21 protein-coding genes are annotated in these 26268 nt (G+C 56.5%); 10 read left to right on the top strand and 11 right to left on the bottom strand.

The window, feature by feature from the left end; all coding sequences use genetic code 11:
• Positions 1 to 62 precede the first annotated feature (62 nt).
• From BEQ56_11260 to BEQ56_11240, 5 genes are all read right to left on the bottom strand, one after another.
• Entirely contained in the window at positions 63 to 1067 is a 1005-nt protein-coding gene (locus tag BEQ56_11260; protein ID AOH44001.1) for an aminopeptidase, read from the bottom strand.
• A 57-nt stretch (positions 1068 to 1124) separates the two neighbouring features.
• On the bottom strand, positions 1125 to 2216 hold the full coding sequence (locus BEQ56_11255; GenBank protein ID AOH44000.1) for a hypothetical protein: 1092 nt from the start codon (positions 2214 to 2216) through the stop codon (positions 1125 to 1127).
• On the bottom strand, positions 2200 to 3297 hold the full coding sequence (locus tag BEQ56_11250; protein AOH43999.1) for a hypothetical protein: 1098 nt from the start codon (positions 3295 to 3297) through the stop codon (positions 2200 to 2202). Before BEQ56_11250 ends, BEQ56_11255 begins: the two co-directional genes overlap by 17 nt.
• A 151-nt stretch (positions 3298 to 3448) precedes the next feature.
• Positions 3449 to 4195, bottom strand: a complete 747-nt coding sequence (locus tag BEQ56_11245; protein AOH44524.1) for a hypothetical protein — start codon at positions 4193 to 4195, stop codon at positions 3449 to 3451.
• A gap of 182 nt (positions 4196 to 4377) precedes the next feature.
• Positions 4378 to 5487: a magnesium chelatase gene (locus BEQ56_11240; GenBank protein AOH43998.1), complete on the bottom strand. Its 1110-nt coding sequence runs from the start codon at positions 5485 to 5487 to the stop codon at positions 4378 to 4380.
• Positions 5488 to 5581: 94 nt separating this feature from the next.
• On the opposite strand from BEQ56_11240, the gene BEQ56_11235 reads away from it, so the two are divergent.
• Complete coding sequence (locus tag BEQ56_11235) at positions 5582 to 6748, top strand: hypothetical protein (protein ID AOH43997.1); 1167 nt, start codon at positions 5582 to 5584, stop codon at positions 6746 to 6748.
• A gap of 65 nt (positions 6749 to 6813) precedes the next feature.
• Positions 6814 to 7980 carry a hypothetical protein gene (locus BEQ56_11230; GenBank protein ID AOH43996.1) on the top strand — a complete coding sequence of 389 codons (1167 nt, stop codon included), beginning with the start codon at positions 6814 to 6816 and terminating at the stop codon, positions 7978 to 7980.
• 311 nt (positions 7981 to 8291) lie between these two features.
• Here the strand turns inward: BEQ56_11230 and BEQ56_11225 are convergent, their stop codons facing one another.
• Positions 8292 to 9578, bottom strand: coding sequence for a hypothetical protein (locus BEQ56_11225; GenBank protein ID AOH43995.1), 1287 nt, complete (start codon positions 9576 to 9578; stop codon positions 8292 to 8294).
• 220 nt (positions 9579 to 9798) lie between these two features.
• On the opposite strand from BEQ56_11225, the gene BEQ56_11220 reads away from it, so the two are divergent.
• The 3 genes from BEQ56_11220 to BEQ56_11210 are packed head-to-tail and all read left to right on the top strand — an operon-like array spanning position 9799 to position 13762.
• A complete protein-coding gene (locus BEQ56_11220) occupies positions 9799 to 11580 on the top strand; it encodes a methionine--tRNA ligase (GenBank protein AOH44523.1) in 1782 nt (593 codons plus the stop codon).
• 31 nt (positions 11581 to 11611) lie between these two features.
• Positions 11612 to 13018, top strand: coding sequence for a cysteine--tRNA ligase (locus BEQ56_11215; protein AOH43994.1), 1407 nt, complete (start codon positions 11612 to 11614; stop codon positions 13016 to 13018).
• Positions 13019 to 13027: 9 nt separating this feature from the next.
• Positions 13028 to 13762 carry a 23S rRNA (guanosine(2251)-2'-O)-methyltransferase RlmB gene (locus BEQ56_11210; GenBank protein AOH43993.1) on the top strand — a complete coding sequence of 245 codons (735 nt, stop codon included), beginning with the start codon at positions 13028 to 13030 and terminating at the stop codon, positions 13760 to 13762.
• 11 nt (positions 13763 to 13773) lie between these two features.
• Here BEQ56_11210 and BEQ56_11205 read toward each other — a convergent pair whose 3' ends face one another.
• The gene (locus BEQ56_11205) at positions 13774 to 14577 is read right to left on the bottom strand and encodes a hypothetical protein (GenBank protein ID AOH43992.1); all 804 of its coding nucleotides are present in this window, start codon (positions 14575 to 14577) and stop codon (positions 13774 to 13776) included.
• 253 nt (positions 14578 to 14830) lie between these two features.
• Between BEQ56_11205 and BEQ56_11200 the strand changes: the two genes are divergently transcribed.
• Complete coding sequence (locus BEQ56_11200; GenBank protein ID AOH44522.1) at positions 14831 to 15757, top strand: dihydrodipicolinate synthase family protein; 927 nt, start codon at positions 14831 to 14833, stop codon at positions 15755 to 15757.
• A 101-nt stretch (positions 15758 to 15858) separates the two neighbouring features.
• On the opposite strand, the gene BEQ56_11195 is transcribed toward BEQ56_11200, so the two are convergent.
• The 4 genes from BEQ56_11195 to BEQ56_11180 are packed head-to-tail and all read right to left on the bottom strand — an operon-like array spanning position 15859 to position 20834.
• Positions 15859 to 17421, bottom strand: coding sequence for a hypothetical protein (locus tag BEQ56_11195; protein ID AOH43991.1), 1563 nt, complete (start codon positions 17419 to 17421; stop codon positions 15859 to 15861).
• An 8-nt stretch (positions 17422 to 17429) separates the two neighbouring features.
• The gene (locus tag BEQ56_11190) at positions 17430 to 18263 is read right to left on the bottom strand and encodes a hypothetical protein (GenBank protein ID AOH44521.1); all 834 of its coding nucleotides are present in this window, start codon (positions 18261 to 18263) and stop codon (positions 17430 to 17432) included.
• 32 nt (positions 18264 to 18295) lie between these two features.
• Complete coding sequence (locus BEQ56_11185) at positions 18296 to 19222, bottom strand: hypothetical protein (GenBank protein ID AOH43990.1); 927 nt, start codon at positions 19220 to 19222, stop codon at positions 18296 to 18298.
• A gap of 46 nt (positions 19223 to 19268) precedes the next feature.
• Positions 19269 to 20834 (bottom strand): hypothetical protein, encoded by a 1566-nt coding sequence (locus BEQ56_11180; protein ID AOH43989.1) that lies wholly within the window; start codon positions 20832 to 20834, stop codon positions 19269 to 19271.
• A gap of 697 nt (positions 20835 to 21531) precedes the next feature.
• On the opposite strand from BEQ56_11180, the gene BEQ56_11175 reads away from it, so the two are divergent.
• Genes BEQ56_11175 through BEQ56_11160 form a run of 4 tightly spaced genes read left to right on the top strand, consistent with a single transcriptional unit; the run spans position 21532 to position 26267 of the window.
• Complete coding sequence (locus BEQ56_11175; GenBank protein ID AOH43988.1) at positions 21532 to 22509, top strand: GDP-fucose synthetase; 978 nt, start codon at positions 21532 to 21534, stop codon at positions 22507 to 22509.
• A gap of 6 nt (positions 22510 to 22515) precedes the next feature.
• Entirely contained in the window at positions 22516 to 23364 is an 849-nt protein-coding gene (locus BEQ56_11170) for a phosphate ABC transporter permease (GenBank protein ID AOH44520.1), read from the top strand.
• 12 nt (positions 23365 to 23376) lie between these two features.
• Positions 23377 to 24651 carry a hypothetical protein gene (locus tag BEQ56_11165; GenBank protein ID AOH43987.1) on the top strand — a complete coding sequence of 425 codons (1275 nt, stop codon included), beginning with the start codon at positions 23377 to 23379 and terminating at the stop codon, positions 24649 to 24651.
• Entirely contained in the window at positions 24642 to 26267 is a 1626-nt protein-coding gene (locus BEQ56_11160) for a hypothetical protein (protein ID AOH43986.1), read from the top strand. The genes BEQ56_11165 and BEQ56_11160 overlap by 10 nt, the downstream gene beginning before the upstream one ends.
• The last annotated feature ends 1 nt before the right edge of the window (position 26268 follow it).

Below are 26268 nucleotides of genomic sequence, written 5' to 3'. Positions count from 1 at the left end.
TTACAGTTTTGACAGCGGCGGGAGCGGCAATGCGTCCCCGCCGCTGTCATGCATGACAGGCATTAAAGACGGATTTCTTTCGCTAAGAACTCGGTGAGGAGCTGGACGCCCTGCGCGAAGTCGGTCATGTCGATCATTTCAGAAGGCGAATGCACATAGCGGCAGGCGAGCGAGAGGCAGGTTGACGGGACGCCCGACCGGGTCCCGGCGATTGCGCCGGCGTCCGTTCCCGCGAAGCGCAGGACTTCCATCTGGATCGGGATATCGACGCGTTTCGCCGCGTCCCTGAAGGCGGCGTTGACGGCGGGATGCGCGATGAGCGAGCCGTCGCGAACCTTGATACAAGGTCCGCCGCCGAGGACCATGTTGCCCTGCGGCCCGTTCGGCTGGTCCGCGGCGAGAGTGACGTCGATCGCAACGCCGACATCAGGATCGACCGCGTAAGCGGACGTTTTCGCGCCGCGAAGTCCGACCTCTTCCTGCGTCGAGAAGACGAAATAAATTTCGTTTGGTCCGTCGATTTTCTTTTCTTTCAGCGCCCGGATCGTTTCCACCGCCAGCGCGCAGCCGCTCCGATCGTCGAGCGCTTTCGAGACGACGCGGCCGCCGAGGTCAATAAACGGCCGTTCGAAATTCGCGACGTCGCCGATCCCGACGGGACAGTCCGCCTTCGAGCTGACGCCGAAATCGATAAACAGTTCGTTCGTTTTCGGCGCGCCGCTCATTTTTTCCGTCTCGGCGTAGAGGACGCCGCGCGCGCCGTTCGCGAATTGGACGCGGCTCCCGAAGCAGGTCAGCGGATTGACGCCGCCGACCATCGCGACGTAAGCGAAGCCCTGATCGTTGACATGCGAAACCATGACTCCGATTTCGTCCATGTGAGCCGAGACCATGACGCGTTTCCCGCCTTCTTTTTTCGTTCCGACACGAGTGATCAGGTTGCCCATGACGTCGGTTTTCAGCTCGTCGACGAACGGCGCGATCATTTCGCGGATCGTTTCGCGGACGCGGTTCTCAGCTCCGGACGGCCCGAAGCACTGGGTTAAAGTTTCCAAAGTTTTTTTCATGCGAATTCCTCCGAATTCCTTTTCTCGTTCCTTGATTTTCGCTGATCGATATCCGAATTATTCCCGCTCGCCGGAAAGAACGTCGGCTGAGAAATGACTCAGCGCGACGGTCAGCAGCTGCAAATACGCTTCCCAGTCGGCGATCCGGACGATCATCGCGGCAGTATGCGCGTAGCGGCCGGGGACGGAGAGGCTGATCGTTGGGATGCCCTCCCTGCTGAGGTGGACCGGCCCGGCGTCGGTTCCGCCTGGCTGCGGCTGGCGGTACTGATAGCGAATGCTATAACTGTCGCCGAGGTCGGACAGGTATCGGACCAGGCGCCGGTCGTAGAGCGTCCGCCCGTCCATGACGTAAATCGCGGGGCCCTCGTCTAATTTTGTCTTGTATTCGACGTTTTCTGAACCATTACGGGCTGGCTGGTCGTTCGCGGGGGTGCAGTCGATAACGAACGCCGCGTCGGGGTTCATCGCGTGCGCGGCCGCTTTCGCCCCGCGCAGCCCGACCTCCTCCTGAACGGTAAACGCGGCGATCAGTTCGATCGATTCCGGCGCGTTTTTGAAGAGCTCGATCAGCGTCGCGACGCCGATCCGGTCGTCGAGCGCTTTTCCGAGGAGGCTGATTTTGCCGAGGCGCTTGAACCGGGTCGCGAAGACGGCGTAATTTCCGACGTCGACGCTCGTAACTTCGGGCGAAACGTCGATCCGAAGGCTGTTCAGCGTCAATATGTTCTGAAGCTCGTTCCGGGGCGAAAGATGGATCGGGCAGGCGCCGATCACACCCGGAACCGCGTCTTTCCCGATCCGGACGGCTTTCCCGGCGAGCGAACGCGGGTCGATCCCGCCGACGGTCGCGAAGCGGAAGATCCCGTCCGACTCTTTATCGTTCAGCATGAATCCGACTTCGTCCATATGCGCGGCGACCATGACGCGCGGCGCGCCGGCCTTTTTCGCTTTTTTCACGGCGATCAGGTTCCCTAAAACGTCGGTTCGGAGCTCGTCGGCGGACGCGGCGATTTCCTCGCGGATAATTCGGCGGATCGCGCCTTCGTCGCCGGAAACGCCGCTCGCGTTTGATAGTTTTTCGAGGAGGTCGATGCGTTCGTCGGTTATTTTCGGCAGTTCTGTTTTGGGGCTAAAGGTTTTTACCATCGAGTTCATCCTCCCATTTTAATTCGGCGAACGATTCTTCCGTCAGCCGCGAAATATATTCGGCTATGAGACGGCCCGCGCGCCGAACGTCTTTCATCGTAATCACCTCGACCGGCGTATGCATGTAGCGCAGCGGAATACTGATGACGCCGGTCATGACGCCGCCGAGCGCGTTCTGGATCGCGACCGCGTCCGTTCCCGACATGTTCGGGAGCGGATCCCTGGTAAACGGCATGTCGATTTCTTCGGCAAGGTCGCAGAAGCTCTTCGCCAGCGCCGGATGAATATTCGCGCCGAAGCCGATCGAGGGTCCGCTTCCGAGCGGTCGCGTCCGGTAATCGTCCGCTCCGGGGCCCGAAGCGAAGGTAACGTCGATCGCAATCGCGATATCGGGGTTCAGGTCGTTAATCAGCGTATCTGAATAATGCGCGACCTCTTCCTGAATCGTTCCGACGGCGATAACGTCGAACGCGTGGCGCATGCGCCGCAGCGTCCGCAGGCATTCGGTTACGGCGGCGATCGACGTTCGGTTATCGAGGCTGTGTCCGGCGACGTGGTCTTTCCCCATTTCAACCGGTAAGTTGGCGTATGAGATGATGTCTCCGACCTGAATCTGAGCTCGGACGCCGTCGACGCCCAGCCCGGTATCGATGACCAGGTCCGCGAGCGGGACCGCTTTATCGAGATACGGCTGGGAAAGAAGGTGCGGCGCGAGCTGAACGATGACGCCCGGGACCGGGCCGCTTTCGCTATGAATAAGGACTTCCTGGCCGGGAAGGATCCGTGGGTCGAAGCCGCCGATCGGCGCAAAGTAGATCATCTCGCCGGAAATCCGCTCGACGACCATGCCGATCCCGTCCATATGCGTCGCTAAGGCGATTTTCCGCCGCGGCGTTCCCGCGCCGCCGCCGTCGCCTTCCTGGATTCCGTAGAGGTTCCCGAGCGGGGAGACTTCGAACCGGTCGACGTAGGGTGCCCAGATCTCCCGGACGGCGTCCCGAATCGGTTTCTCATGCCCGGAGACGCCCGGCAGCGAAATCATCGATTTGAGCGAGTTTTTCAGATTATATTTTTGATCCATAAGTTTTCCTTCGTTCACTGCGCGCTGAACCGCGTTCAGCGCGCCGAATGATTTGTTATTGATCTTATTATACTATCGCCGTTCCGCGCGGGGACGCGGTTCTTTGCGGCCGCGGTTTATCCGGACGTTTTTGAATCCGGCTGTAATCCCGTTATATTTCCCGGCGGATAATCCGCGTGAGCTGGTCGGCGTCGAGGCCGGCGAGCTGATAATACGGTGCGCGGAGCTGTTTCGCGAGGGTATTCGCGAGGCCTTCGGCGAACGCGTTCGGGTCCATGTCGATTACGATCGAGCGGAAGCGGTCGGCGGCGATCCGTTCGGCGATGGCCTTCGATTCTTCGAGCGGCGCCGCATCGCCGATCGAGACGTTCCCGTCGCCGTCGGTTAAAACGACCAGGAGCGCGTTTGAATCCGGATAGAAGCGGCGGTCGCGCGCTAAAACCTCGTGCGCCTTTAACAGGCCGGCGGAGAGCGGCGTTTTTCCGCCGACGCGGACCTTTCGGAGCGTCCGTTCCGCCAGCATGATCGATCCGGTTGGCGGGAGCGCGAGGCGGGCGCGGTCTTTCTGAAACGTGATGAGCGCGACCCGGTCGCGGTGCTGATAGGCGTCGGTCAGGAGCGAGAGGATCGCGCCGCGCGTCGCTTTGACGCGCTGCTGAACCGCCATGGACCAGGACAGGTCGAGGAGGAATATGAGAAGCGAGGAGGTTTTCTGATACCGCACCTTGCGCATCAGGTCGGCGCGGCGGATCTGCATCCGGCGGTCGCCGTTGTCGGTCCGTCGCTGCGCCTGATACGGGGCGGCGGCGCGGAGGGTCGCGTCCAGGGCTAAGTCCGTCGGGTCGTTCCGCGCCGGCCGCGCGTAAAGGTACGTTCCGCGGCGCGTCCTGGAGCGGATTTTCGCGCGTTTCCCGTTGGAACGTTTCTGCGTTTTGGGACGATGATCTTCGCTGGGGAGGTCGGCGTTATCGAATTTAACGACGTCGGTATACCCCCACCAGTTGAGCTCCACGTCGTTAAAGATCTGGTCGCCGGAATGTGAATACATTGCGCCGCTGGGAACAACGCCCTGGGGGAGGGTTATCGGGGCGCGAACGAGGTTTTTTTTTCCGCTTCTTCTTCGACCTCGTCGGCGTTTTTGAAGCCTTCGGCTTCGCTGAATGAGCCGACGAGGCCGTCGATCCGGACTTTGAGTTCGTCCGCTGAGACGGACTGCTCGTTGAGCGGGCCCTTTTGGAGCCGATGCGGAAGGGCGAGTTCAGCGGCGAGGGCGATATCGGTTTCGTTGATACGGTCGCGGCCGTCGAACGCGGCCTGAGCCCGCGCGGTTTTTAAGATCACGAGATCGGCGCGATGACCTTCGACGTTTAAAGCGCTGGTCAGCGACGCGATCGCGATCAGGTCGCGCGAGGTATAACGGACGCTGGCGATCCGGTTCCTCGCCCCGACGATTTTATTCCGGAGCTCGTTTTCGCTCGCGGCAAAATCGCGGAGAAACCCCTCCGGATCGGTTTCGAAACCGATCGTCCGTTTCATGATTTCGACGCGTTCCTGCGGATCGGTAATCCCGACGATATCGACGGAGAGCGCGAAGCGGTCGAGGAGCTGCGGCCGGAGGTCGCCTTCCTCAGGGTTCATCGTCCCGATCAGGATAAAGCGGGCCGGATGCTCAAATGAGATCCCTTCGCGTTCGACGCGATTTACCCCCATCGCGGCGGCGTCGAGAAGCAGGTCGACGACATGGTCCTCGAGAAGGTTGACTTCGTCGATATAAAGGATCCCACGGTTGGCTTCGGCTAAGATTCCCGGTTCGAACGACCTGACGCCGGTCGTAATCGCTTTTTCGATATCGATCGTTCCGACGACGCGGTCTTCGGTTGCGGAAACGGGCAGGTTAATAAACGGCGTGTTCCGGACGCGCGGCGTCCCCGGCGATCCGTTCGCCGCCCGCATCGCGCATTCTCCGCACCAGCGCGTCGGGTCGTCCGGGGCGCAGCCGAAGCGGCATTCGGCGAAGGTTTCGACGTCCGGGAGGATTTCCGCGAGCGCGCGGGCGGCGGTCGATTTCGCCGTTCCACGTTCGCCGCGGATCAGGACGCCGCCGATTCTGGGGTCAATCGCGTTCAGGATCAGCGCGCGTTTCATGCGCCGCTGTCCGATGATAGCTGTGAATGGATAAATCGTTGGCATGGCGGTAATTATAACGGCGCGGGCGGCGGAACCGAATGGCGACGGTACTTTTTGGTTGGACTCACGGGGTATAATCTTACGCATGAATCAAAGTATGTCCGAACCGTCGCGCCCGGACGGGAACGAGCCGCCGAAGCGGGATTGGCTGGCGATCTGGTCCGCGATCGTTCGCGCCGGGCTCGGGGAACGTCTCCTGACCGCGGCTTCGGCGATCGTGACCGCCGTTCTGTTTTTTATTGTCGTCTGGCTGATGAATTCCTTTTTCGTGCTTCGGTCGGAACGGATTGGCGGTCCGAGCGGCGGAACTTCCGCCGCACCATATTACATGGACGCGGTTCTTCCTTATTATGATCCTTCGTATCCGATGAACGAGACGCTGCCGCTGAACGCCGGACTGACGCGGAGGAGCACGTCGCATACGGATCTGCCGATGAAGCCGCGCTATGAAGTGCGGACGTATCATGTCGTCAGGGGCGATACAGTGATCGGGATTGCGGAAAAATTCAACCTGAAACCGAGTACGATTTTCTGGGGGAATCCGTACACGCTGCATGACGATCCGCACGCGCTCCTGGAAGGAATGGATATTAATATTCTTCCGGTCGACGGCGTTTATACGGAATGGCACGAGGGCGACGGGCTGAATACGGTCGCCGAGGTTTACGGCGTGACGCCCGAGTCGATTATCGAATTTCCGGCAAATGGATTGAGTCTGGAGACGATCGGCGATTTTTCAAACCCGAATATTCCGGCGGGAAAGTGGCTCGTCGTACCGGGCGGGACGCGTTCGCTTCTGACCTGGTCCGCGCCGTTCGTGACGCGGGAGAATCCGGCCGTGGCTTCGATTTATGGTCCGGGGGCCTGTGAATCGGTGATGGACGGGCCGGTCGGGAGCGGTACGTTCCTCTGGCCGACTTCGGAACGGTATATTTCTGGTTACGATTACAGCGAAGCGAGCAATCATCGCGCGATCGATATCGGCGGGAAGATGGGGAATCCGATTTATTCCGCCGACGCTGGCGTTATCGTCTACGCCGGGTGGAACGATTGGGGGTACGGCAACGTTCTGATGGTCGATCATGGCAACGGCTGGCAGACGCTCTACGCTCATCTTGAGTCCTATAATGTACAGTGTGGATACTACGTTGGACCGGGGGATATTATCGGCGCGATGGGGTCGACGGGGAACTCTTCGGGACCGCATCTGCATTATGAAATGCGGTATAACGGCGTTCCGCAGAACCCGCATAATTTCTATTAGGATGAAAACAGCTGCCCCGCGCGGTTTTCAGGGAGCCGAAGGGAACGCTTTGAAGGGAAGGGAAGATGGAAGAAACGAAGTATTCCGCCGAGGATCGGAAATGGAGCCAGCAGCTCCGTTATATTACGCTGGTGACGATGATGATTCTTGGGGTCCTGGCGGTTCGCCTGGTTCAGGATAATCTAACGCTGTTTTTTATTTCGCTGAGTATTTCGTTCCTGCTGATGCCTTTTATTGGTTTCTTCCAAAAACGGCTCCATTTCCCGCGCAGCCTCGCCGTTCTCACGTCTTACATACTGGGGCTGGCGATTCTGGTCGTTCTGATGACGCTGATTTTACCGGTCCTGATCGAGCGGGTTACCGATTTCGCGACGCAGTACCTGCCGGCGATTTTTGAGAATGTTGATAAGTGGCTCGCGGATACAATCCGGCAGCTGGAGGTGAACAGTCTCAAAATCGGGTCGGAAACGATCGATTTATCCGTGCCGCTTGTCGAAGCGCGGCGCTGGCTGAATTCGCTGGAAGCGTCGAAGATCGATCTGACGCAGATTCTGAACGAATGGTCGACGATCCTGAGCTCCGCGTTTTCGATCGGGCGCAACGTTTTTTCGACGATCCTGTCGTTTGTAACCGCGCTGATGATTTCGATTCATGTCGCGAACGACGGCGATAAGCTTCAAGGGAAGCTCGTCGGCTTTTTCAAGAAGCAGTATCAGCCGGAAATTCGCGAGCTGCTGACGCGGCTGAGCCATGTTTGGACGAAGTTTTTTGTCGGTGAGCTGAAGCTGATGCTGATTATCGGGGTCATGACGGCGGTCTTCTGCTCAGCGGTGGGGCTGAAAGGGGCGATCCTGCTGGGTGTTCTCGCCGGGGCGCTGGAAATTATTCCGAATATCGGCCCGATCTTATCAGCGATCCCGGCGATTCTTTCAGCGGTGGTCTTCGGATCAAGTTACCTGCCGTTTGGTTCCTGGGTCGTGGCCCTGATCACGGTTCTGGGGTATATCCTGATCCAGCAGCTTGAAAACGCGATTGTCGTCCCACGGATCATGAGCGAAGCGGTCGGGATTCATCCGGTTCTTCTGATTGTCGGGATTTTGGTCCTGAGCGGAAAGCTGGGCGTTCTGGGCGCGCTGCTGGCGGCGCCGCTGCTGGGGATGGTGAAGGTTGCGATGGAGTATGCGCTGGCGAAGCTCCGTGAGGAGGATCCTTATCCGGAGCTGTACCGCTGAAGCGGGCCCTCGATTCCGATTCGGCTCAATTCTTTTTCCAGCCCGGATTGAAGAATGGTTGAGACGTTGATTCCACTTCACTTCTCATTCTTCTTCTTCTTCTTCTTCTTCAGGTTTTCCGGATACGTTTCGAGCGTCAAGCCTTCGCCGCGTTTCCGTATGGGAAGAACCTCGTCCAGCCGCTGTTTCCCCATGGTTCCGGCTTTCCCGATTAAAAACTCTTCTCTTCCGATCGTCATGACCCTCCGCTCAGGCGCGCAAAGCGTTGGGGAATAGTTTGTCTTTTTCGGCGGTCTTTTCAAGAATAATTTTCATTGTTCCTTCTTATTTTTCCGGTAGAGGACGCTATATCCGATCATGGCGATCAGGCAGAAGAGCCCGCCGTTATACCAGATCCCCTGCGGCGAGACATATTCGAAAATATTTCCGCCGATCGCAGGGCCGATTGCATAGCCGAACGGATAAGCCAGATTGAAGATCCCCATGTACCGTCCGCGGGCGTCCTCCGGCGCGCGGCGCGCGGTCAGCGCCAGCATCGTCGGCGCGAGGATGACTTCGCCGACGGTCATGACCGTCATGCACGCGCAGTACCAGGCGACGGACGGGAAGAAGGCGTAGCTGGTAATCCCAATCATGTATAACCCCGCGCTGAGGACCATGCCTGAAAACGGGTGAAGCCGGGCGGCGGCGCGCGCTGCGCCTAATTGCAGCGCGACGCAGAGGATCGCGTTGACGCTGAAAACGATACTGATATGGCTTTCGGGAATCCGGTAAACCTCGTTCGCGTAGAGCGGCAGGAGGTTGAAGACGGTCGACGTTCCAACGGTAATCAGGATCAGGAAGCCGATCGACGCCATGAAGATCCGATCGCGAAAAACGTCGATCATGCTCGTTTCGCGGCATATGGCTTCGCCCGATTTTCCGGGGCCCGTTTCCGCGAGAGCCGCCGGCGTCGGTTTCTTCAGGCTCTCTTTAACGAGGAACAGGATCATCAGCGCGGGAACGGCGTAAATCGCGGCGGCGAATTGGTAGTTCAGCTGATAAGAATAGGTCACGATCATCCCGCCGATAATCGGGCCGATCGCGATTCCGGTATTGTGCGCCATGCGGTTGAGCGAGAACGCTTCAAGCTGGCTGTCTTTGTCGGCGGTGTCGACGACCATGGCGTTGCAGCCGATCGAATAGAAATTGTCGAGCGCGCCCCAGGCCGCGAGGAGGAGAAGAAATTCCCAGACCTGATTCGCCCAGGCCATGCATCCATGGAACAGGACGCCGCCGATAACGGACGCCAGCATGATCCCGCGCCGTCCGAACCGGTCCGAGACGGATCCGATCGTCAGCGATGCGACGATTCCGGTTACGGCGCGCGTGGAAGCGAGGAGTGTCGATAAATGGAGCGGGAGGCCGAGCCGCTGACGCAGGTAGATATTCAGGAACGGCCAGCTCATCGATGACGCGACGGAGATGATGAAATTGCCGAGGAAAACGAGCCAGAGCTGGAGCGGGAATCGGTTGAAGAAATAGATGAGTTTCCGAGCCCAATAGGGATACCGCTGGATTGCGGCGATTTGCTGCTGGTTCATCTTGCGCGTCGACATACCTGAATCATACCCCTTTCGAAAATCGCCGCCCGACGGGTTCTTTATCCGCTCCGTTGATCCGGCCCAATTCCGCCGGATCGCGGCGCGGGAGGAACCGCTTCCCCGCTCGCCGTCCGCTTCTGACGCGGAAAATCGTCGCCGGGAACAGGTTGTGATAGAATTTTACTGGATTTTTTGCTGTTTCAGGTACCTTCTTCATTCGGAGGCGTTTGTGGTTATGAAAAAACAACCTGTTTTGGTGACGTCGGCCTGGCCGTACGCTAACGCTTATATTCATGTCGGGAATCTGACGGGGTCGCACCTGCCGGCGGATATTTTCGGTCGGACGCATCGCCTGATGGGCTATGATACGGTCGTTCTGACCGGGACCGACGCGCATGGGACGCCGATTACGGTTCGCGCCGAGAACGAGGGGACGACGCCGACCGAGGTTTACCAGCATTTCCATCAGAGTTTTCTGGATATGCTGATTCATGTCGGGATTTCGTATGATCTTTTTACCAGTACGCATACGGAGAACCACTTTAAGGTTTCGCAGGACGTTTTTCTGGCGCTTCGGAAAAACGGTTATCTGTACCGGTCGACGGAAAAGCAGTGGTATTCGGTTTCGCAGGGGAAGTTCCTTCCGGACCGGTACGTTGAAGGGACTTGCTATATCTGCGGCTATGAGAACGCCCGCGGGGATCAGTGCGACCAGTGCGGTAATCTGCTGGAGCCGGAAAAGATCCTGAACCCGAGAACGAAGACGGATGGGAGCGTTCCGGAGCTCCGCGACACGGAGCATTTCTATCTGGATCTGGGGAAGCTTCAGGGGGCGATTGTCTCGTTCCTGAAATCGCGTGAGGACAGCTGGCGCCCGAACGTCATCCGGCAGTCGCTGGGATCGATTCAGGCGAACGACCTGCATGGACGGGCGATTACCCGCGATCTGGACTGGGGCGTTCCGGTTCCGATCGAGGGCGAGGAAGGGAAATGCCTGTACGTCTGGTTTGAGGCGGTGATCGGGTACCTGTCGGCGACGATCGAATACGCGAGATTGACGGGCGATCCGAGCCGGTGGAAGACGTTCTGGGAAAATGACGACTGCAAGACGTATTATTTTATCGGGAAGGATAATATTCCGTTTCACGCGATTATCTGGCCGGCGCAGCTGATCGGTACCGGGACTGAATTCGGGACGTTCTACGACGGGAACTCGAATCGACCGCTGAATTTACCGTACGACGTTCCTGCGAATGAGTTCATGAACCTCGAAGGACAGAAGATTTCCGGGTCCCGGAACTGGGCGGTTTACGTGAACGACTTCCTGACGCGCTATGATCCCGATCCGCTTCGATATTATCTGACGGTTACGATGCCCGAGTCGCAGGATTCGGACTGGGATTGGGAGGATTTCCTGAAACGCAACAATAACGAGCTGGTTGCCAACTGGGGGAACCTTGCGAATCGGGTTATTTCATTCGCGAATAAGCACTGGGGCTGCGTTCCGGAACCGGCCGCGGCGGACGCTGAGGACGAGAACCTGATCGATACGATCCGGCTGGGATTCCGGGCGGTCGGCGACGAGCTTCAAAAGGCGCGTTTCCGCAGCGCGGCAGCTGAGATGATGCGGCTGTCGAGCGAGGTGAATCGCTATCTGGACGTGACTTCGCCGTGGACGCTGGTTAAGACGGATAAAGAAGCGGCGGGGACGCGCGTTTACTACGCGCTTCAGGCGATTAATAATCTGAAAATCCTGTTCGCGCCGGTGCTCCCGTTCAGTTCGGAAAAACTGAATAAGATTCTGGGATTTGACGACCAGCTGTTCGGAAATTCGTATATCCAATCGGTTTCGGACGCGTTGGGGGAGCGGAACGTGCTGCGCTATGATCCGGATCCGGCGGCTGGAAAATGGGCGTGGCAGGAGCTCCCGGCGGGGCGGAGGTTTGGCGAGATTTCGCCGCTGTTCCGGAAGCTGGACCCGTCGATTATCGCGGAGGAGCGTGCGCGGATTGGCTGACCGCGCCGCGCGGTGAACCGGAGGAATAAAGATGGGGATTCAACTGTATAATACGCTGACACGAACGAAGGAATCGCTGGAAACGTTGGAACCGGGCGTGGTTAAGATGTACGTCTGCGGCCCGACGGTTTACAACAAGGCTCATATCGGACACGCGATGTCGGCGGTCGTTTTCGATATTATCCGCCGGTATATGATGTATCGCGGATATGACGTCCGGTTCGCGATGAATTTTACCGACGTCGACGATAAGATTATCCGTCGGGCGCATGAAATGAACGTCGATCCGTTTAAATTAGCGGAGGGGTATATCAACGATTTCCGCGGCAACCTTGAGGCGCTGAACGTTCTTCCGGCAACGTATCATCCGCGCGCGACCGAGGAAATCGGTCAGATTATCGCGATGGTTCGGGGGCTGATCGATAAGGGGGCCGCGTATCCGCTTGACGGGGACGTTTATTACCGCGTTCGTGAAAAGGCGGATTATGGGAAATTGTCGGGACGCCGCCTGGACGACATGCGCGTCGGGGTCCGGAAGGAAGCCGACGATCGGAAGGAGGACCCGATGGATTTCGCGCTCTGGAAGGGCGCGAAGCCGGGCGAACCGGCCTGGGAGAGTCCCTGGGGCCCCGGGCGTCCGGGCTGGCATATTGAATGTTCCGCGATGAATTATCATCTTTTCGGCGATTCGATCGATATTCATGGCGGCGGAAACGACCTGATCTTTCCTCATCATGAAAACGAAATCGCGCAAAGCGAGAGTTTTACGGGAAAGCGTTTCGCGACGTATTGGATTCATAACGGCATGCTTCAGCTCAAGGGCGAGAAGATGTCGAAGTCGGTCGGGAATATTATTTCGATCGACGAGCTTCTCGAAGCGCATAGCGCCGACGCGTTTCGCTACCTGATCCTGAATTCAGGGTACCGGAATCCGGTTATTTTTAACGAAGAAGTCCTGAATCAGGCGGAAAAAGCGATCGAGCGGCTTCGGAACGCGCTGAAATCTGCGGCGGGCTCGGCGAGCGGGGCGCCTTCCGGTTCGATCGAGGCGCTGAAAAATCAGGTTCAGGCTGCGAAAGACGAATTTATCGCCGCGATGGATGACGATTTTAATTCGGCGGCGGCGCTGGCGGCGCTGTTCGAATTGGTCCGCGTCATGAACGCGACCCGCGACGCCGGAGCGACCGGCGCCGAACTCGCCGAAGCGCGGGCGACGCTGAAAGAATTGACCTCCGTTCTCGGATTGACGCTTGAGGAGGCCGAAGCGAAGGGGGCCCAGGGCGCCGACCCGTTTATTCAGCTGTTGATTGATTTGCGGCTGCGGCTGCGCGCAGAGAAGAACTGGGAATTATCCGATCTCGTCCGCGACCGGCTGAAGGAAAACGGCGTCGTCCTCGAAGATTCGCGGGACGGGACGTCCTGGCGCTGGCTATCGTAAGGACGGCGGATGAAAGAATGGATTACGGGGCGGAACGCGGTTTACGAAATCCTTTCGGCGCGAAGCCGGGAAACATATCAGTTTTACGTTTCTCGGACCGCTGAAGTTAAGGGGCGGATGGCGGAGATTTTGAAGCTGGCGGCGAAGCGGAAGCTTGCCCCTGTGTACGTGGACCGCGCTCGGTTGGATCGGATCGACGAAAATCATCAGGGGCTGGCGCTTGAGGTCAGCGGGTTCCACTATTCTGACTGGCAGGATATTGAAGCGCGCTGCGCCGCGTCCGGGCGGCCGTTGTTCGTCCTGTTTCTGGACCTGATTCAGAATCCTCAGAATTTCGGTTCGCTGATCCGGACGGCTGCCGCGGCGGGGATGCATGGGGTTGTGATTCCGACGGCGCGGTCCGCGGGGGTTACGCCGGCGGTGGCGCACGCTTCAGTCGGCGCGACGGAGCATATTCCGATCGTGCAGATGAATCTCGCGCAGGGAATTCAACTGATGCATGACGTCGGGGGGTGGGTCGTTGGGTTGGAAGGCGGCCCGGACGCGCCCGATATCGAGCTGAAGCGACTGGGCGGGAAGCTCGGGATCGTCGTCGGCGGCGAGGGCGAAGGGCTGCGGCGGTTAACGCGGGAGGCCTGCGATGAGCTGGCGCGGCTGCCGATGGCGGGAGAGATCGAGTCGCTGAATGCGGCCGTAGCCGGGTCGGTGGTGATTTATTTGTCGGTGATGGCGCATCGAAGGTGATAATAAGCGCTTCATGAGTAAATCATGCTCGCGGGGAACAATTTTGCCTGCTGCGAAAGAATCGTGCAGGATGTTGATAAAAGCGCTGCGTAGTTGTCAAATTTATCTTGCGACATGGAAAGTGCGGAGCCGGAAATACTGATCGCTCCTACCGAGTTTCCGGATGCGTTCCGGATCGCTACCGCAACGCATTTTACCCCTGAAGTTTCTTCCTGGTTATCGATCGCGTAACCTCGATTTCTGCTCTGCTCTAAGTTCTCCAGCAGCGCTTCTTTTGTGGTGATTGTATTCGGCGTAAATTGCGCTAATCCATAGGTTTTGATAATTCTATCGATATAATCGATATCCAGGTATGAGAGCATAGCCTTCCCGCAGCCCGTACAGTGCATCGGGAGCATTTTTCCCATTACGGAATAACTGACCGTCGGCTTATTAGGATATGAGCAATGTAGATAAAAGACTTTTCCTTCTATGTGCGTCGTCAGGTAGATTATTTCGTTTGTCCTGTCCTGGAGTTCTTCTATCAGCGGTATGGCGTAGGGAAGAATTGCCAGGCTTGTCATCGTTCGATAGCCTAATTCCATATTTTTATATCCCAGTTGGTAATTATTGGAATCTTTAACACGAATGATGAACCCTCCAAATTCTAAAGTCTGCAATAAGTTCAGCGTCGTACTTTTTGGAAAATTAAGTTTATTGCTTATCTGAGTCAGATTCAGTTGATGATTATCAGGCGTAAAGCAGTCTAATATTTGTCCTGCTTTTATTACGGAACTGACTAAATTTTTATGTTCAACAGCGTTATCTAACGGCATTTTGGTTTATCCTTCTTTTGCTGAAAAAACTTCACGGAATTAATTATATGATAAATAAGGTCTCTTGTTTAAAGAAGCCTCAAATGACGATATCTTGCTATTTTGTTGTTAATATATGATATGATAAATGTCATGGGTACAGTCGTTATTAAATAGCTATTGACAGCTTAAGGAGAGATCGTTATTATTGAAATGAGTTCTGATAAACTGAAATAAATTCAGCAATGCTGAATTATCTGATGAAAGGATTATGATGAAGAAATTATTCGGAGTAATTACGGCTATGACAACTCCATTTGATTCTGAGCATCGAGTGGATTATGAAGCAATTAAAGAACAGGTTGAGTTCCTGATATCCAAGGGCGTTAACTGTTTGTATCCATGCGGTACAACAGGGGAGATGTATTTTCTTTCTGATGAAGAAAGGGAGCGGATCGCAGAAACTGTCGTTCGGCAAGCTGCGAAACGAGTGACCGTTTTTATTCATACGGGCGCTATGAGTTTGGATAGCGTTATCCGCCTGAGTCGGCACGCGTACAAGATTGGCGCTGATGGAATCGGCGTTGTAACGCCTTCTTATTTTGGATGCTCGGATGAAGTTCTTTTTCGCTATTATGTTGAAATCTGCGGCGCTCTTCCGGACGATTTTTCTGTTTACACTTATGTTATTCCACAGTTAGCGAAGAATGATATTTCTGTCTCCCTGATGGAGAAAATCGCGGGCGCCTGTCCTCAGGTTGTTGGGGTAAAGTATAGTTCCCCTGATTTCAGGCGGATTTCACAGTATCTGACTGTCCGCGACGGTGATTTTTCCGTTGTGGTTGGCGCCGATGATTTCTTTTTCCCGGCTTTGGTGATGGGCTGCGACGGGACGGTTTCAGGCTGTTCGGGTCCGATGCCGGAGGCTTTCGTCGCTGTATATAAGTATTTCCTGAAGGGGGATTACGATCGTGCCCGGAGGGCTCAGTTTATTACGAATCAGCATTGTCAATTTCTGAAATATGGAGGGGATCTTTCAATTTTTAAAAATATCTTAACGCTGAGAGGCGTCCCAGGGGGTGCGGTGCGAAGGCCTTTGCTGGACCTTTCCGCCGCTGAAGTCGCTGATCTTAAGATCCAGTTGGATAAATTCTTGATGAATAATGATGTCGTATTTCAGAAAAGGAGGGAAGCGAACTAATCCCAATGGTCGGGCAAAAAAATAAATCAGAAAATTATGGGAGGAAATGCAAAAAGAGTTTTCAACCTGTAAATCAAGAATCCACTGCCGTTCAACCACGCTTACTTCCGCAGGAACGCCGTCTCTCCGCCGCAGAGGGTCCGCAGTACCGGGATCTCTTTAATTTCGCTCGCGGGTACCTCCGCAGGATCGGCCTCCAGAAAAACGAGATCGGCGACCTTCCCGACAGCGATCGTTCCGCGATCGGTCTCGTCCTGCCCCAGATACGCGCCGCCGAACGTATGCGCGATGAGCGCGCGATCCGCGCTGACGCGCTCCTTTTCCAGGCTGTGATTCACCGCGGCATGGATCCCCAGCAGCGGATTACAGGGCGTCACCGTGCAGTCGGAACCGAACGCGATCGCGACGTTTTCGTTCATGACCGACGCGATCGGATCGACGCGCCCCGCGCGCGCTTCGCCGAGAATCTCGATATACGTCTCATGGTTCCAGAAATGATTAAATCCAGGCTGCGCCGAAACGCCGACGCCCAACCGCCTGGCCTGCTGAACCTGATCGGGTGTGCCGAATGAAAAATGCTCGATACGGTGGCGGAGACGTTTCTCCGGATTTCGAGCGATAACCTTCCCAATGATGCGCAGGAATTGCTGGCTGGCGGCGTCTCCGACGCAGTGGAGCCCGATTTGCAGCCCTTCCGCGTGCGCTTCGCTCATGAACGCTTCCAGTTCCTCATCGCTGAAATATAAAAAACCGCTCCCGTTTGGCCGATCGCTGTACGGTTCGAGCATGGCGGCGGTGTGCGGGCCGGTATCGCCGTCCAGGAGAACCTTCCCGCATCCGCCAATCTGCCGGAGACCGGCCTGTTTAACCTTCTGGACGTTATGCGTTTCGGTGAAAATATTTAAATGAATTGGAAGCTGCGCGCTGAAATCGACGAGGCTTTCCATCTCGTCTTCAGGAATCATCGCATGAATCGTCGTTACGCCGTTTGCAGCCGCGATTTCCGCCGCCTCTTTCCAAGCCATCTCCAGGTTCGCCCGCCGGCGGAAGCCGCTTTTCATGAACGTAAACAGCCGCCCGTTTGCCGTGCCGCAGATTTCGCCGTTGAACGGCCGCGGTTCGAGATCGCAGTCTAATTCGCAGTTCAGACAATCGGCGTTTTTAATCCGGATCCCCGCCGCCTGGAGCGTTGCCTTTGTCGTAACTGACATATGCCCCGTCCGATCGGTGATCTGGATCGGGCGGTTCGCCGCAATCCGATCCAGATCGTCCCCGCCGATTCGTTCCGATGGATCGATCAGGTCGTATTCATAGTTGAACGCGAGAAGCGGTTTCCCGCTTCCGGTTCGACCGTTTTCGAGCGAAACCGCGTTCAGGATTTCCTGTTTCGTTTTAAGACCGCTCAGGTCGAGCTGAAATTTTTGCATCCCCATTTCGGTAAAATGCGTGTGCGCGTCGACGAATCCGGGAACAATGACCGCGCCTTTCGCGTCGATCGTTTCCAGTCCGGAAACCGTCTCTCCCGACAGCGAGTTCGGATCGCCGATCGCGCGAATCCGTCCGTTTTCGATCAGGATCGCCGCGTGGACCGTTTCGCAGCCCGCGCGGACCATCGGGTCGAACCGCTTCAGCCGCCCGTTCAAAATCAGTTTATTTCGTCCCATAGCGCTTCTTATCGGTTGACCGGGTCGAAAACCTGGCTCAGTCCTTCGCCCAGCATATTGATACTGAGAATCGCGGTCAGGATCCCCATCCCTGGAAAAACGCTGACCCACCAGGCGTTCTGAAGAAACGTTCGCCCATTGTTGATCATCGCGCCCCATTCTGGCGTAAGCGGCTGTGCGCCGAGACCAAGGTAACTCAGCGACGAGCCTTCGAGAATCGCGCCGCCGATTCCGAGCGTCGCCAGGACGATCACCGATTGCAGGATGTTGGGGAGGATATGGCGAAACAGGATCCGCCTGTCGCTGCAGCCGATCGTCCGCGCCGCGTCGACGAAATCCATCTCCCGCGTCTTGAAGACCGCGCTTCTTGCCATGCGCATGAACTGCGGGATTGTTCCGATCCCGACGGCGAGAATAACGTTCACAACGCCGGAGCCGAGAACCGCCATGATCGTCAGCGCCAACAGGATCCCCGGGAAAGCCATCAGGACCTCTGTCATCCAGCTGATCACCGAATCGATCCAACCGCCATAAAAACCGGCGAGGATTCCCAGCGTCGTCCCGATGAACATCCCGATAATCATCGCCGTAAGCCCGATAACGAGCGAAACGCGTCCGCCGAAGACGAACCGTGACCAGATATCCCGCCCCAGCTTATCGGTCCCCATCCAGTGATCCGCGTTCGGCGCGACGAACGATTCGCGCGCGTTCGCCTGGTTGACGTCGTGCGTAGCGATCAGCGGGGCGAACACGGCGCAGAAAATCGTCGCCAGCAGCAGCAAGGCGCCAGCAACAAAATTGAAATTACAAAGCAACCGGTTGACGCATTTCTGCTGCGGCATCGGTTTATCACGGTAAAGCTTATTAATCTCGTTCATCCAAGCCTCACGCGCGGATCGACAACCGCGTAGAAAAGATCGGTTATGGTATTAACGACGACATAAATCGCCGCCATGATCGTTACCGTCCCCTGGATAAGCGGGAAATCCTGATTCTTGATCCCCAGGACCGCGAGGCTTCCGATTCCCTGCCGGGCGAAGATCGATTCGATAACGACCGACCCCGCGAGAATATAAACGAGCTGGATACTGATTGCGGTCGCGATCGGGATCAGGACGTTCGGCAGGATATGCCGTACCAGGATTCCAACGCGACTGACGCCTTTCGATTTCGCCAGGTTTGGGTAAGCTTTATTCGCTTCCTCGATAACCGAGTTCCGGACGATTCGTCCGAGCCAGAACGCTTCCCCCAGCGCCAGCGAAATCGAGGGCAGGATAATCCCGCGCGGATCGTCGGCCCGGGCGACGGCGGGGACCCATTTCAGTCGAACTGAGAACAGGAGGATCAGCAGCAGCGCCAGGAAGTACGTCGGAATCGAAATCACGGTCAGGCTGACGAACGACAGGACGCGATCGAGAACCGAATATTTCGTCGCGGCGGAAATAAGCCCGACAAAGATGCCGAGGATCGTCGAGATCGTAATCGTCAGCAGGGCCAGTTTGACCGTGCTCGGGAGCTGTTCCCTGATCTGGCCGAAGACGGGGCGGTTATTGCGGATACTCGTCCCCATATCGCCGCGCAGGAAGCGCTCGACGTATTTCAGGTATTGAACGGGAATCGGAGCGTTGAATCCCAATTCCTCGCGCAGCTGTTCAATTCTTTCGGGCGACGTCGTAAGCCGCCCTGTCATCACTTTAACAGGATCTCCCGGCATCACGTGGATCATCAGGAATGTCAGAACCGACACGCCGATCAGGATCGAGAGAGAGGTCAGGAGCCGTCGCCCTAAGTAATTCCACATCGTTTAATACGTTATTTTCTCCGTTTTTCCTGAATCGTTCCGAGGCCTATTCAGCGGCGAGCGAAACGTTATAGAAGATCGGGTATCCTTCCGCGTCGAACGTAAAGTTTTCGACCGCTGTATCCGCGATGTACAGGCTGCTGTACGCATGGATCGGGATAACGAGCGCGTTTTCCATGATAATCGACTGCGCCTCTTCGTACAGCGCTTTTCGTTCGTCGGCGTCGACGGTCTTCGGCGCGAGCGTCAGGATTTCGTCCAGGCGGTCGCTTCGGAAGCGGCTGTACGCCGAACCGCCTTCGATATTCGACGACAGGAACATGTAAGCCAGGACAGAGGGATCGCGGCTGAGCCAGCCCATATTCAGGATATTATGCTCTCCGGCTCCGCCCGCGGCGGAAATACCGGCGTCGTCCATCGTCATCAGGTTCACTTCAAAACCGGCGTCCTGAAGCGCGTAGGCGAGGAGCTCCATGAACTGTTCCTCGTAAGCGGGGAGCGCGGGGTAATCGATCGTCAGCTTCCGCCCGTCCTTTTCACGGACGCCGTCGCCGTTTTCGTCGATCCACCCGGCTTCTTCTAAAATCGATTTCGCTTTTTCAAGATCGAACGGGTAAAGATTGTCCGCGTCGGCGTTATACCCCCAGGTCGTTGGCGTGATAATGCCATGCGCCGCGGGCGTCAGCCCCATCGTTCCGGCTTCCATGATCGCGTCCTGATCGACCGCGTAATTCATCGCTTTTCGAACGTTCAGGTCGTCGGTCGGGAATTTCTCCGTGTTGATCATCTGGTGCGCAGGGACGCCGGGAGCGGCAAACGTAAAGACCTGATAATCTGGATCGTCGATCATCGCCAAGGCGTCGACCGGCGAGGGATCCTGAACGATCTGGGCTTCGCCGGTCTGGAGCGCGATTGCGCGGGTCGCCTGCTCCGGGAGGAAGCGGAAAATAATTTCGTCGAGATATGCCGGTCCGCTATGCGTCATGAATTCAGGCGCAACGTTATATGCCGTGTTTTTTCTGAGCGTGACGCTGTCCTGCTGCGCCCAGGATTCGAAAACGAACGGACCGGTCCCAATATATTCGTTCTCTCCTGCCGTTGGCGCGGGAATCATCAGCCATGCGCGCGAAAGATCCTGTAAAAAAGTCGCGTTAGTTTCGCTGAACCGGACGATAACGGTCGTGTCATCGACAATTTCCGTTCCAGCGTACGTCGTCAGGAGCGCCGGAGACGCCGCGATCGGCGTCAGCCCGTCTTTCGCGCGGTCCAGCGCGGCTTTAACCGCTTCGGCGGTGAACGGCGTTCCGTCGTGAAATCTGACGTCGTCGCGGAGCTTGAGGCTGTATTCGGTCCCGTCGTCGTTCGCCGACCATTCGGTCGCCAGACCCGGATAGAGCTCGCCTTCCGGATCGGAGAAAATAAGCGGATCGTAAATCTGCTGGATCAGGAGCGCTTCGGAAATATAAACCCCGCCGGCGGGGTCGATCGTGAACGGTTCGACGCTTAAGCCGATCGTCAGCGTACCGCCTTCGCTTTCCGCGCCGGCGGAGGCGGAAACGGCGAAAACGGCGAGGATCAAGAGGATAAAAAGGAAGGAAACTTTGCTTTTCATGACGATATTCTCCTAAATTTGACAAAAGGATCCGGACGGGGCGGCAGAGGAATGACGCCACGCAGCGCGGCGTTTTGATTCAATCGTATTAAATGAAAAACGAACGGGACCACCCTGCCGTTAAACTGCACACGCGAGAAATTCCGTTCGTCCGCCGTCGCTTCGGTCGAACCGTTAACCAAAGCTGGACGAAACGGGAATCTCTCGCAGGATACACATACAGCTATTCAAACAAACAAAAACTTCATTCCTCATAAAATTAATTATAGGGTATTTTAGTCCGCCTCAACGCGCGCCGCCTCATTTTATTACAGATATTTTTCGCGTGTCAGTTGAGAAAGTAAATACAACAGTTTGTGGCGAGTAGGGTTGCATTTACTCTGACAAAGAAGAAGTTGCAATCAGTCTGACAAAAAGCAGGAAGGAGCATGGCCTCCCCCCGCGCCGTTCTATTGGTATAAGGCGAATCTTGACCCTGTTCCATAATCGATTATAATAGTACAATCGGGTTCTTGGAAAAGCGTTTTTTATTCCGGGTGGCTTTTTTACCGGCGGGATTGGGAAAAAACGCTTCGTTTATGAACTGGAAGTCCGACCTCCCGGCCGGTCCCACGATTTGATCCTGCGGCAGCGCGAATCAATCGGACCGTTTTATATTTCTGGCTTTTTTATGCCAGGTTTTTAGGAGAAAACGTAAATGACGAATGTATCCAGGGATCACTCACCGCTGATCGGGAAACGGATCTGCGTTACCGGCGGAGCTGGTTTTTTAGGTTCGTTCGTCGTGGACCGGCTCAGGGCGCGCGGCGTAGACGAACTCTTCATCCCGGCGCATCGCGATTATGATTTAGTCGATCCGGATGGCGTGAAGCGCTTAATCCGGGACGCTCGCCCGGAAATCATTCTGCATCTCGCCGCCAACGTCGGCGGGATCGGTGCGAACCAGCTTCACGGCGCTGAATTTTTCTATGAAAACCTGATGATGGGCGTTCAGCTGATGCACGAGGCGTACCGGAGCGGCGTCGAAAAGTTCGTCGCTATCGGAACGATTTGCGCATATCCGAAATTTACGCCGATCCCGTTCAAAGAAGACGATCTCTGGAACGGCTATCCGGAGGAAACGAACGCGCCGTACGGCCTCGCGAAAAAGATGCTCCTGGTTCAGGCGCAAGCCTACCGGGAACAGTACGGATTCAACGCAATTTACCTTCTCCCGGTGAACCTGTACGGCCCGCGCGATAATTTCAGCCCAAAATCGTCGCATGTTATTCCGGCGCTGATTCAAAAGTTCTACGAAGCGAAGTTAGCTTCGGCGCCTTCGGTTGAAATCTGGGGCGACGGAACGCCGACGCGCGAATTTATTTACGCCGACGACGCGGCGGAAGGAATCGTCTTAGCGACGGAGCGTTACGATGGCGCCGATCCGGTTAATATCGGATCGGGAATGGAAATTTCGATCCGCGATCTGGCCGCGCTGATCGCGCGCGAAGTCGGGTACGGCGGCGCGTTAACTTACGACGCCGCCAGGCCCAACGGTCAGCCGCGCCGCGCGCTTGACGTCAGCCGCGCCGAAAAAGCGTTCGGCTTCCGCGCGACAACCGATTTCAAAACCGGGCTCAGGGAAACGATCCGCTATTACGTCGAGAACCGCGACATGATTCTGGCGAAAGGCTGATTGATTTTGGAGACGAGGCGCGGTGATATCATTCCGGAAATCACGATTCAGCCAGCGAGCAGCTGGCGGTTGATTGATTTAAGGGAGCTCGGCCGTTTTCGCGAACTGATTTTTTTTCTGAGCTGGCGCGACCTGAAGGTCCGCTATAAGCAGACGCTTTTAGGCGTCGCCTGGGCCGTGATCCAGCCGGTGATGACGATGGTCGTGTTCTCGATTTTCTTCGGGAACCTCGCGTCGGTCCCCTCGGACGGGATCCCGTACCCGCTTTTTTCGCTGGCCGGCCTTCTCCCGTGGCAGCTCTTCGAGAACGCGTTTCGGAACGGCAGCAAATCGCTCGTCAGCAACCGCAACATGATTACCAAGATTTATTTTCCGCGCGTCGTGCTGCCGATGTCGAGCGTACTGTCGAGCGTCGTCGATTTTTTCGTCGCGCTGCCGATCCTGATCGGGGTGATGATTTATTATGGGTATACGCCGAACGGGTATGTTTTGCTGATCCCGTTTTACCTCCTGCTGACGGTTGTGACCTCGTTTGGAGTCAGTTTATGGTTTTCGGCGCTCGACGTTTTATATCGGGATATCGGGTATATTATCCCGTTTATTTCGCAGCTGTGGATGTACCTGACGCCGATTGCGTACGGCTCGGAGCTGATCCGCGCGCCGAGATGGCGGATGGTTTATAACCTGAACCCCATGGTCGGCGTCGTCAACGGGTTCCGTCGCGCTTTGCTGGGCACGTATACGCAGCTCCCCTGGCAGAGCCTGCTGTTTTCGTCGCTGATTTCGTTGGTGATCCTGATAACCGGCCTGGTTTATTTCCGCCGGATGGAACGCGATTTCGCGGACGTCATCTGAACGGAGGAGCCCATGAGCGATCGATATTCCGTCGAGGTCAGTCATATCGGGAAGCGGTATAAAATCGGTTCGATGCCGACGATGTACCGGACGTTCCGGGAAACGCTCGCCGACAGGCTCAAACGCTTCCGCAATCCGCAGTCAGGCGAAAATCAGGCGGAAACCTTCTGGGCGCTCGACGATATTTCTTTTAAGGTGAAGGAAGGCCAAGCGCTCGGGATTATCGGGCGAAACGGCGCGGGAAAATCGACGCTCCTCAAGATTCTTTCCCGCGTTACCGATCCGACCGTCGGAAGCGCGAAAATTCATGGCCGCGTCGGCTCGCTTCTTGAAGTCGGGACCGGGTTCCATCCGGAGCTGACCGGGCGCGAAAATATCTTCCTCAACGGCGCGATTTTGGGAATGAAAAATCAGGAGATCTCGTCGAAGCTCGACGAGATTATCGCGTTTTCCGAAGTCGAACGGTTTATCGATACGCCGGTCAAGCGTTATTCCAGCGGCATGTACCTGCGGCTGGCGTTCGCGGTCGCGGCGCATCTCGAACCCGAGGTTCTCGTTGTCGACGAAGTCCTGGCGGTTGGCGACGCCGAGTTTCAGCGCAAATGTTTAGGGAAGATGACCGACGTGGCGAACGCGGGCCGGACCGTCCTTTTCGTTTCGCATAACATGTCGGCGATCCTGCGGCTGACGTCGGAGACGGTCGTTCTCGAGAAGGGCAGGCTGGTGATGCAGTCGCCGACGCCGGAAGCAGTCGATTATTACCTGTCGCATGGATTTTCGCAGGGCGGGGAGCGGAGCTGGCGCGCGGACGAGGTCCCGTCCGACGCCGCGCCGTTCGTTCCCGCCTCTCTGAAAATCCTGAACCCGCAGGGAATCGTTTCCGATACGGTCCGCTCGACGGAACCGTTCCAGATCGAATTTACCTACCGGCTGGACGGGGCGATTACCGGGCTGCGCGTTGGGTTCTACCTGATTTCGACGCGCGGCGAATTCGTATTTACCTCGTTCGATTCGGACGATCCGGAGAAATTCGAAACTTTCGGGACGCGGGGGGCGGGGACGTACCGGAGCCGCTGTACGGTTCCGGCGGACCTGCTGAACGACGGACGTTTCGTCGTCGGAGTAAACGCCAGCTCGTTTCGGATCAAGCGCTATTTTCATGACGAACAGGCGCTGACGTTCAACGTTGATGGGACCGGCGCGCCGGGAAGCCAATGGGCCGAGTCGCGGACCGGACTGATCCGGCCGAAACTGGACTGGGAAATAGAGGTTGAATCATGTCAATAGGATATAAACAGCTTATCACGCGGTTCCTGGGCGAAATTCCGCTTACGGCCGAATTTTATTTTCAGTTTAAGAAAAATAACGAGCCGGGAACCCGGTACTCATTGAAGAACCTGAAAGCCCGGCTGCCGAAGATGCTTCCCGAGATTGAAGCCGGCCGGCGGACGACGGAGAATCCGAAAAAAATCCTCGTTTTTACCTCGCTTCACTACTGGATCGAGGAGGCGGCGACGCTGGCGCTGTATTTTGCGGCGACGGGCCATGACGTTACGTTCGGCTATCTTCCATACGCGGACTGGCAGAATCCCGTCAATAAGTTCGACGTCCGGAAGCAGGACCTGTATACCAGGAGCGTACTCGATTCGACGCAGAAGTACATGAAGCTGCATTCGTTCATGCCGTCGTTCCCGAGTTATAAGGCCTTCCCGGAAGAGATCAGCGCGATCGCCGACGAAGTCGCGACCTACGATACGCAGTATACCCTTCAGGTCGAGGATTTCGACAAGGACAACGCGCTCTATAAAATGCGCCGCGAGCGGAACGAAACGTTCGCGAAACTGCTGTACAACTGGATTCAGGCAAACCACCCGGACCAGGTCATCGTTCCGAACGGGACGATTCAGGAAATGGGCGTTGCGTACCGCGTTGCGAAATGGCTCGGGATCCCGGTTACCACGTATGAATTCGGGGAACAGCGCAAACGGATCTGGATCGCGCAGAATCGCGAAGTCATGCGCCAGGAGACGGACGATTTATGGGCCGTTCGGAAGGACGCGCTCGCGACCGACGGCGATTTGGAGAAGGTGCGATCGATGTTCAACGCGCGGCAGAAAGCCGATCTCTGGGAAAATTTTTCGCGTCGTTGGCAGGGGTCCGATCGCGTCGGGCAGGAGAAAATCCGGGAGGCGCTGGGGTTGGACGATCGTCCGGTCGTCTTTCTGGCGACGAACGTTCTGGGAGATTCGCTGACGCTGGGGCGGCAGACGTTTTCTCGCAATATGGCGGAATGGATCGAACGGACGATTCAGTATTTCCTCGAACGAACCGACGCGCAGCTCGTTATCCGCGTTCATCCGGGCGAGCAGTTTACCCATGGAACGTCGATGGTCGACGTCGTTGAAGCGCTGAGCCCGAATCTCCCGTCGCATATTCACCTGATCACGCCGACCGATAAAACCAATTCCTACGATCTTGTCGATATCGCGACCGTCGGGCTGGTTTATACGACGACGATGGGTCTGGAAATGGCGATGAGCGGGGTCCCGGTCGTCGTCGCCGGTCAGACGCATTACCGGAACCGCGGATTTACTTACGATCCAACCAGCTGGGTCACGTATTATAAAATGGTCAGCTCGATCCTCGACGATCCGGAGAAGTCCGCCCTTACCAGCGAACAGGTCTATTTAGCCTGGGCTTACGCTTATTCGTTCTTCTTCGAATATCCGCGCCCCTTCCCGTGGCATCTCGTCCGCATGTGGGACGATTACGATAAACGCCCGTTCGCGTCCGTCCTGAGCGACGAGGGGCAGGCGGAATACGGCGCATCGTTTAATTACCTGCTCGGCGAGCCGATGGATTGGGCAAAGATTTTAACGCTCGAATCCGGGAAAGCGGCGTAAC

The organism is Anaerolineaceae bacterium oral taxon 439, assembly GCA_001717545.1.
Taxonomy (GTDB): Bacteria; Chloroflexota; Anaerolineae; order Anaerolineales; family Anaerolineaceae; genus Flexilinea.
The sequence above is the reverse complement of the archived record's forward strand: the minus strand, read 5'-3'. Positions and strand labels throughout refer to the sequence as shown.